We start from the raw sequence: 7,662 nt of genomic DNA on the forward strand, positions 1-7,662 counted from the left end.
GCGGTACGGGCTTCGCCGCCGTCCTCAGGGGTTTCCGTGCCGGCGATCGCCGTTTCCTGCGCAGCCCCGGCCGGCTCCGCGTCCGCGGTACGGGCTTTGCCGCCGTCCTCAGGGGTTTCCGTGCCGGCGATCGCCGTTTCCTGCGCAGCCCCGGCCGGCTCGTCCGTCCGCCGGGTCCTCAGTGCTGTCGACCACCGGGCGAGGAGGACCAGAAGCCCGGGCAGGCTCGCGACGAAGCTGAGGACGCCGTACACCACCGCGACGCTCAGGCCGCTGTCCGCGCCGAGGCCGGCGGCGCCGAAGGCCCAAGCGGTGACGCCCTCCCGGGGACCCCAGCCGCCGACGTTCAGCGGCAGGCCCATGGCGATGAGCGCGAGCAGTGCCAGCGGCAGCAACGTGAGGGGGGATGCCTGCGATCCGGCGACCCGAGCGGCCACCAGGAACATCAGCAGGTGCCCGGCCAGCACGACGACGGACGACACCAGCACGGCTGGCCAACTGCCCCGGGCGAGCAGGGCACTTCGCGCCTCGGCCAGCAGCGCGGCGAACGAGCGGCGCCGACGCGACGGGCGGGGCGCCCGGCCCATCCGCACGGCTGCCACGATGGCGACCGCGCCGAGTGCGGCGAGCGCCAGCAGGGCGGCGAGATGGCGGGCCTCGACCAGCACCGGTGAGGGCAGCGTGAGCAGGACCGGCACGCCGACGGCGATGAGGGCCACCTGCCCCGCCGTGCGTTCCAGGACCACGGCGCGGACGCCACGGCCGATGTCGCCCGCACTCTGCCCGTGTCGCACCGCACGGTGCACATCGCCGAGCACGCCGCCGGGGAGCGCCGCGTTGAGGAACAGCGCTCGGTAGTAGTCGGCGACAGCGGGCCCGAGCGGCAACCGGATGCCCAGCGCACGGGCCACCCGGCACCAGCGCCAGGCGCTGAACACGGTGGTCAGCACGCCGATCGCGAGCCCGGCCAGCAGGGTGGGGGCGTCGATCCGCCGCAGCCCGTCCAGGAACACCCCGGTGCCGAGCCGCCACAGCAGCACCCCGAGGATGACGGCCCCGGCGATGGTGCCCAGATGCGTACGCAGGGCGCGCGGCACGGGACGGCGGGCGCGCGGCGCCTCGGTCCCGGCCGGGCCGGTGTCCGCGTCGGCGGGCGCGGCCGTCCGCGGTGCCGGAACGGCGACCGCACTCCTCGTCGTCCCACGCGCGGTCTGCGGCGGGATAGTCTGCGCGGCCGGCACCGTGCTGCCCTCGGCCCTGCGAATCGCCACCCCCGCCTCCACCACGGAGGCCGTCCGAGCCGTCATCCTGCCCCTCCCGTCGGCCGCGGCAGCACAAGTACGTCGCTGTGGTGCACCGTCACGCGCAGCTCGCCCGCCGCGCAGGCGGCCGACCGGTCGCGCAGATACGCATCCGCACGGGCCGCCGGCTCCGGACGCTGCTCCACTGCGGCGCCTACCCAGCCACGCAGCCACTCCTCGGTCAGTTCCGCCTGTTCCGGACCGAGCCGCCAGGGGCTCGGATGCGCCCGTACGTCCGCCCCCAGCCGGTCGAAGGTCTCGCAGGCGGCGACCACCGCATCGGGCCCGAGAAGTCCGCCCCGCCGCTGGTGCGCGTTGAACGCGTCGCCGATCTCCTCGTCCATGGGATGGGCGGGAGTGAGCTCCACGCGGCCGACGACGGACAGCGTCAGCAGTGCCGGGCAGCCCGCGCCCACGACGGCGGCGGCGAGCGTGTCCATCTCGTCCGCGGTGAGGACGTCGAGCAGCGCGGAGGCGGTCACCAGCGAGGCCCCCGTCAGGGCGTCGGGGGTGAGCCGGCCGATGTCGCCGCGCTGGGTGGTGACCGTCACCCGGCTGCCGTCGGCGCCCGCCCGGGGGGCCCCCACCGTGGCGAAGTGCAGCAGGTAAGGGTCGCGGTCGTGCAGGACCCAGTGCTGGGCGCCGTCCAGGAGCGGGGCGAGCCAGCGTCCCATGGACCCCGTGCCGCACCCCAGGTCGTGCACGACCAGGTCCTTGGTGCGTCCGGGCCGGTTGGCCAGCCGTATCCGCAGCGGGTCCAGCAGGTCGTGCGCCCGGGCCGCGGCGTCGGCGGGCTCACGCAACTGGAGCCACTGCGGGGCGTACCGCGGGACCTCGGGCTCCTCGGCGCCGGGCGCCGGTATCGCGGAGAGGACCCCGTGACCGGCGGCGTCCGAGGACGCAGTATCGGAGTCGGGCCCCGTCGGAGTCGTACTCATGCTCATGCCGCCCTCCGGGGCTCGTGGCACAGCCGACCCAGGACGCCGGCCAGGCTGCGGGCCGTGGTGGCCCAGCCGTTCAGCGCGGCGCGACGGCCGCGGGCCGCGGCCTTGAGCCGGCGCCGTACATCCGCCTCGCCGAACCAGCCGCGCAGTTCCACGGCGAGCGCGGCGGGGTCCTCCGGCGGTACGAGGATGCCGGGCACCCCGCCGTCGGGTGCGCGTCCCAGCGCCTCCGGCAGGCCGCCGACGTCGGTGGCGAGGACAGGGATGCCGCGGGCGAGTGCCTCGGTGACGGCCATGCCGTACGTCTCGGCGTACGAGGTAAGGACCATGAGGTCGGCGGTGGCGTAACTGGCGTCCAGTTCGGCCCCGGTCCGGGGCCCGACGAGGTGCAGCCGGTCGCCGAGTCCGTGTCCGTCGATGAGCGCGCGCAGACGGGCGACGTACTCGGGATCGTGGCCGAGCCCGCCGACGCAGGTGCAGGTCCACGGCAGGTCCCGGACGGCGGCGAGGGCCTCGACCAGCCGGTGCTGGCCCTTGCGCGGGGTGACCGCGGCGACGCACAGCAGCCGTGAGACTCCGTCGGTGCCGGGGGCGAGGGGCGCGATGTCGGCGCCGGGGGCGGCGACATGGACGCGCTCGGGGGCGAGCCCGTGGTGCGAGACGAGCCGGCGCACGGCCCAGTCACTGGTGGCGACGACGGCGGGTACGGCCCGAAGGGTGGCCCGCTCCTTGGCGTCGAGCTCCGCCGCGGTCTGCGCATCGAGGCCCGTTTCGTCGCCGAGCGGCAGGTGCACCAGGACGGCGAGGCACAGGCGTTCGGCCTCCGGCACCACGATCTCGGGGACACCGCAGGCGACCAGGCCGTCGAGCATGACGACCGTGCCGTCGGGCAGTTCGCGCAGCGTCCGGGCGAGGTCCGCCCGGGCCGTGGCACCGGGCCGGGGCCAGGAGCCCTCGACGGCGTGCTGGTGGACCTGCCAGCCGAAGCCGGGCAGGTCGAGGCAGATACGGCGGTCGTAGGCGTTGCCGCCACTGGGGATGGCCGGGTCGTCGACACCGCCCGGCATGACGAAGTGCACGGTGCGCAGGGACATGGGAATGATGTGGGCGTTCCTCAGGGCCGCGCTCTGCACCGGAACGTAGTGCAGCCGGGGCTGGGACGCCTGGCCGGCCGTGTCCGGGGCCGCGTGGCCGATGGTCATGTCGGTCACAGGCCACGCTCGTAACTCGCCCAGGCGATGTGCGATTCGTGCAGCGTGACGGCGATGCGCTCGATGTCACGGGCGCTCTCCCCCAGCGCGCCCTTGTGGATGCGCTCGGCGAGGCGGTCGGCGATCACCTTCGCCAGGTACTCCGTGGAGGTGTTGATGTTCGCGAAGTCCGGCTCGTCATCGAGGTTGCGGTAGTTGAGCTCGCTCACCACGGCGCCGAGCTCCTGCGTGGCCAGTCCGATGTCGACGACGATGTTGTCGTCGTCCAGCTCGGCACGCCGGAAGGTGGCGTCCACGAGGAACGTCGCACCGTGCAGGCGCTGCGCCGGGCCGAAAACCTCGCCGCGGAAGCTGTGGGCGATCATCAGGTGATCGCGGACGGTGATGCTGAACAACGGACGACCCTCCAGGTGCGGTGCGTCTGATCCCCTGCCGGGGCATGCCGTGTAGTACGGCCGGCCCCTGCGCGTTGTTCAGCTGCCCGTTCTCCTTGTTTCGAGGTTCCGTGCGAATTCCTTGCGCGTTTCCTCGGAGTCGGGGCGATTCGGACAACGGGATCAGTCGTCGGTGTACTGAACTCGGTGGCACAACCCCTTGAGCTCACCACGTGCGAGGCGTGGCAGCACGTCGGGGAGGTCTTCGAAGGCGGACTCGCCGGTGATCAGCGCGTCGAACGCGGGCTCGGAGAGCAGTTCGAGGGCGAGGGCGAGCCGGTCGGCGTAGGTGCGTCCGGCACGGGCGCGCGGCGAGACGGTGCCGACCTGGCTGCTGCGGACGGTGAGACGGCGCGAGTGGAAGGCCTCGCCGAGCGGCAAGGTGACGCGCCGGTCGCCGTACCAGCTGAGCTCGACGACCGTGCCTTCGGGGGCGAGCAGTTCCAGGGCCCGTACGAGCCCCGCTTCGCTCGCGCTGGCGTGGACGACGAGGTCGCACTCGCCGAGGGCGTCCTGCGGCAGTGCGAAGTCGACGCCGAGCGCGCGGGCGGTCTCGGCTCGCTCCGGATCGGCGTCGACCAGCTGGACCCTGACTCCGGGATGACGGGCCAGCAGGGCGGCGACGGAGCATCCGACCATGCCGCCGCCGACGACCGCGATCCGGTCGCCGACGAGCGGCCCCGCGTCCCACAGGGCATTGACCGCGGTCTCGACGGTGCCGGCGAGGATGGCGCGTGCGGCGGGCACGGTGTCGGGTACGACGGTGACGGCCGAGGCCGGGACGACATACCGGTTCTGGTGCGGATACAGGCAGAAGACGGTCCTGCCGACCAGTTCGCCGGGGCCCTGTTCCACTCGCCCGACGCTGAGGTAGCCGTACTTCACGGGCGCCGGGAAGTCGCCTTCCTGGAAGGGCGCGCGCATCGCGGCGTGCTGGCTCTCGGGTACGCCGCCGCGGAAGATGAGGGTTTCGGTGCCGCGGCTGACACCGGAGTACAGCGCGCGCACGAGGACCTCGCCGTCGCCGGGCTTCGGGAGCTCCACGTCCCGCAGCTCCCCGTGACCCGGCGAACGCAGCCAGAAGGCGCGGGCTGTGAGGTTCATGTGCGTCTCCCTGAACGATCCGGCGTCTCACCACGTACGCAGCTATGAGAAGTCGCGCACAAGGTACGCGCGAAGATCGAATCTGTCACTTGGCCGGAGGGTGAGCGGTGGCCCTGAACCACACATACGACGCAAGGCTCTTGCAGCAGGAGACGACCGTGGGAGCGGGCGTGCAGGTACTGCTGCTGGCCTTGTTGGGCACGGCCATCGGCATGGGCCCGGCCGGCTGGCTGACCGGCCTGGCCTTCGCCCTCGCCACCTGGGCCGTCCTCACCCGCGCCGTGCTCCGCTCGCGGCTTCGCTCCTTCGGCGCCGCCAACCGGGTGACGCTGGGCCGGGCGATCCTGGTGGGCGGCGTCACCGCGCTGGTCGCGGACTCCTTCGAGAGCTCACCGCCGGTGACGGTCTTCGTGGGACTGACGGGGGTGGCGCTGATCCTGGACGGCGTGGACGGCAAGGTGGCCCGCCGCACCGGCACCTCGACCGCGCTCGGCGCACGCTTCGACATGGAGGTCGACGCCTTCCTGATCCTGGTGCTGAGCGTGTACGTGTCGATGACACTGGGGCCCTGGGTGCTGCTGATCGGCTCGATGCGCTACGTCTTCGTGGCGGCGGCCAAGGTGCTGCCGTGGCTGAACGGCGAGCTGCCCCCGAGCATGGCGCGCAAGACGGTCGCCGCGATGCAGGGAATCGCCCTGCTGGCGGCCGCCTCGAACTGGCTGCCGTACCCGGTGACCGCGGGGATCGTCGCGGTCGCGCTGGCTTCCCTGGTGTGGTCGTTCGGCCGGGACGTGCAGTGGCTGTGGACCGTCCGCGTCCGCGCGGCGGCGACGCCGGCCCGGAACGAGGTGCTGGAGCTGGTGGCGGGCCACTGACCCGGAGTTCGGCGGAGGGGACGTCCGGCGCCGGCGCCGGAACCGTCCTGCCGAGGACCAGGCCTCCGGCCCGGGCCGCCGAACCTACGGAAGCGCCCTGCCGAGATCCAGACGTCCGACATGGGCCACGTTCTCCCGGTCCTCGGGGTCCTCGCTGACCTCGGCGGCGAACCAGGCGTCGAGGATCTCCGTCAGCAGCGGCTCGGACGTCAGCCGCAGACTGAGCGCCAGTACGTTGGCGTCGTTCCAGCGGCGTGCGCCGTCCGCCGTGTACGCGTCCGTGCATAGGGCCGCCCGCACACCGGGCACCTTGTTGGCGGCGATCGAAGCGCCCGTTCCGGTCCAGCAGCACACGACGGCCTGGTCGGACCTGCCGTCGGCGACCTCGCGGGCGGCGGCCTGGGAGCACACCGCCCACTGGGGGTCGTCCCCGGGGCGCAGCGCGCCGTGGGTCACCACCTCGTGGCCGCGGCCGCGCAGTTGGGCTACGAGGCTACGGGCGACGGGCTCGTCCATGTCCGAGGAGACGGAGATCCGCATGCTTCGGAGCCTACCCGCCCTGACCGCGGGGGCCCGGCCGCTCAGGAGGCCATCATGTCGCGCACCTGAGGCGCCACCTTCGTGCCGAAGAGCTCAATGCACTCCATGAGCGCCCGGTGCGGCAGCCCGTTCATGCCGTACTTCAGGTCGAAGCGGGTCGCCCCCAGGGTCCGCAGCGTGGTGACGATCTTCCGCGCCACGGTCTCGGGCGAGCCGACGTACAGCGCGCCACCGGGCCCGACGTCGTGCAGGAACTGCTCGAAGGTCGGCGCGCGGAAACCCCGCTGCGCGGCGACCTTGCGGATCGTGCTCTCGTAGTACGGCCAGAACTCCTCGACCGCCTGCTCGTCCGTGGCCGCCACATGGCCCGGGGAGTGCACGCCCACCGGCCGCTCGGGCTGCCCGAACTCCTCGAGTGCCTGGCGGAAGAGACCGGAGAACGGGGCGAACCGTGCCGTCGGGCCGCCGATGATCGCGAGCATCAGCGAGAAGCCGTACCGGGCCGTGCGGATGACCGAGTCGGGGCTGCCGCCGACGCCGATCCAGGTCGGGATCGCGCCCGATTCGGTGTGCGGGTAGACGGACACACCGTCCAGGCGCGGCCGGGTGGTGCCGGACCAGCGGACGGGCTTCTCCTTGAGGAGTTCGGCGAACAGGGCGACCTTCTCCTCGAAGAGGCGGTCGTAGTCGCGCAGTTCGTAGCCGAAGAGCGGGAAGGACTCGGTGCTCGAACCCCGCCCGAGGATCACTTCGGCGCGGCCGTGGGCGACGGCGTCCAGGGTGGCGTAGCGCTGGTAGACCCGGACAGGGTCGTCCGAGCTGATGACGGTGACACCAGAGCCGAGGCGGATGCGCGAGGTGCGGGCGGCGATGGCGCCCAGGACCACGTCGGCCGCCGACAGCGGCATCCAGTCGGTGTGGTGCTCTCCGATGGCGAAGTGGTCGAGTCCGACCTCGTCGGCGAGGACGCCCTCCTCGACCAGGTTGCGGATCGTCTGGCCGTGCGACAGCGGCCGGCCGCTGTCGTCGTCGGTCACATCGCCGAAGGTGTCGAGTCCGAGCGTGACCGCCTGCTCGTCACCCGTGCGGTCAGCGGGAGGGTTCGTCATGAAGGGCTCCGGTTCCGGTGGTGCCCGGCCCGCCGGCGGCGGGCCGTCTCGTCCCCGGTCGCCCGGCGGTCCGACCAGCGGCGCGAACTCCTCGCGCACCCACACATGGCAGGTGGCGCAGGACTGGTTGCCGCCGCATTCGGC

General features: G+C 73.0%; 7 protein-coding genes and 1 pseudogene. 1 reads left to right on the top strand and 7 read right to left on the bottom strand.

Features of this window, described 5'->3' with window-relative positions; translation table 11 throughout:
- Nucleotides 1–275: 275 nt before the first annotated feature.
- The 5 genes and pseudogenes from ACWDA7_RS32005 to ACWDA7_RS32025 all read right to left on the bottom strand — a co-directional run.
- A pseudogene (locus tag ACWDA7_RS32005) lies at nucleotides 276–1,307 on the bottom strand (lysylphosphatidylglycerol synthase transmembrane domain-containing protein); the annotation flags it as partial.
- Nucleotides 1,304–2,245 carry a class I SAM-dependent methyltransferase gene (locus ACWDA7_RS32010; protein ID WP_450608661.1) on the bottom strand — a complete coding sequence of 314 codons (942 nt, stop codon included), beginning with the start codon at nucleotides 2,243–2,245 and terminating at the stop codon, nucleotides 1,304–1,306. The pseudogene ACWDA7_RS32005 and the gene ACWDA7_RS32010, both read right to left, overlap by 4 nt.
- Nucleotides 2,242–3,456 carry a glycosyltransferase family 4 protein gene (locus ACWDA7_RS32015; RefSeq protein WP_450608663.1) on the bottom strand — a complete coding sequence of 405 codons (1,215 nt, stop codon included), beginning with the start codon at nucleotides 3,454–3,456 and terminating at the stop codon, nucleotides 2,242–2,244. Before ACWDA7_RS32015 ends, ACWDA7_RS32010 begins: the two co-directional genes overlap by 4 nt.
- On the bottom strand, nucleotides 3,453–3,851 hold the full coding sequence (locus ACWDA7_RS32020; RefSeq protein ID WP_450608665.1) for a 6-pyruvoyl trahydropterin synthase family protein: 399 nt from the start codon (nucleotides 3,849–3,851) through the stop codon (nucleotides 3,453–3,455). The genes ACWDA7_RS32015 and ACWDA7_RS32020 overlap by 4 nt, the downstream gene beginning before the upstream one ends.
- Nucleotides 3,852–4,013: 162 nt before the next feature.
- Nucleotides 4,014–4,994, bottom strand: coding sequence for an FAD-dependent oxidoreductase (locus ACWDA7_RS32025; RefSeq protein WP_450608667.1), 981 nt, complete (start codon nucleotides 4,992–4,994; stop codon nucleotides 4,014–4,016).
- Between the two features lie 107 nt (nucleotides 4,995–5,101).
- Between ACWDA7_RS32025 and ACWDA7_RS32030 the strand changes: the two genes are divergently transcribed.
- Nucleotides 5,102–5,869, top strand: a complete 768-nt coding sequence (locus ACWDA7_RS32030; RefSeq protein WP_450608669.1) for a CDP-alcohol phosphatidyltransferase family protein — start codon at nucleotides 5,102–5,104, stop codon at nucleotides 5,867–5,869.
- Between the two features lie 84 nt (nucleotides 5,870–5,953).
- Here ACWDA7_RS32030 and ACWDA7_RS32035 read toward each other — a convergent pair whose 3' ends face one another.
- Together ACWDA7_RS32035 and ACWDA7_RS32040 are read right to left on the bottom strand one after the other, a co-directional pair.
- Nucleotides 5,954–6,409, bottom strand: coding sequence for an RpiB/LacA/LacB family sugar-phosphate isomerase (locus tag ACWDA7_RS32035; protein ID WP_450608671.1), 456 nt, complete (start codon nucleotides 6,407–6,409; stop codon nucleotides 5,954–5,956).
- A gap of 41 nt (nucleotides 6,410–6,450) precedes the next feature.
- The gene (locus ACWDA7_RS32040; RefSeq protein WP_450608677.1) at nucleotides 6,451–7,518 is read right to left on the bottom strand and encodes an LLM class flavin-dependent oxidoreductase; all 1,068 of its coding nucleotides are present in this window, start codon (nucleotides 7,516–7,518) and stop codon (nucleotides 6,451–6,453) included.
- Nucleotides 7,519–7,662 lie beyond the last annotated feature (144 nt).

It is taken from the genome of Streptomyces sp. NPDC001156, from assembly GCF_053598275.1.

Excerpts from the sequence above, each read along its gene's own strand:
- ACWDA7_RS32010 (WP_450608661.1), bottom strand. The coding sequence starts at position 2,245 with ATGAGCATGAGTACGACTCCGACGGGGCCCGACTCCGATACTGCGTCC.
- ACWDA7_RS32025 (WP_450608667.1), bottom strand. The coding sequence starts at position 4,994 with ATGAACCTCACAGCCCGCGCCTTCTGGCTGCGTTCGCCGGGTCACGGG.
- ACWDA7_RS32035 (WP_450608671.1), bottom strand. The coding sequence starts at position 6,409 with ATGCGGATCTCCGTCTCCTCGGACATGGACGAGCCCGTCGCCCGTAGC.
- ACWDA7_RS32040 (WP_450608677.1), bottom strand. The coding sequence starts at position 7,518 with ATGACGAACCCTCCCGCTGACCGCACGGGTGACGAGCAGGCGGTCACG.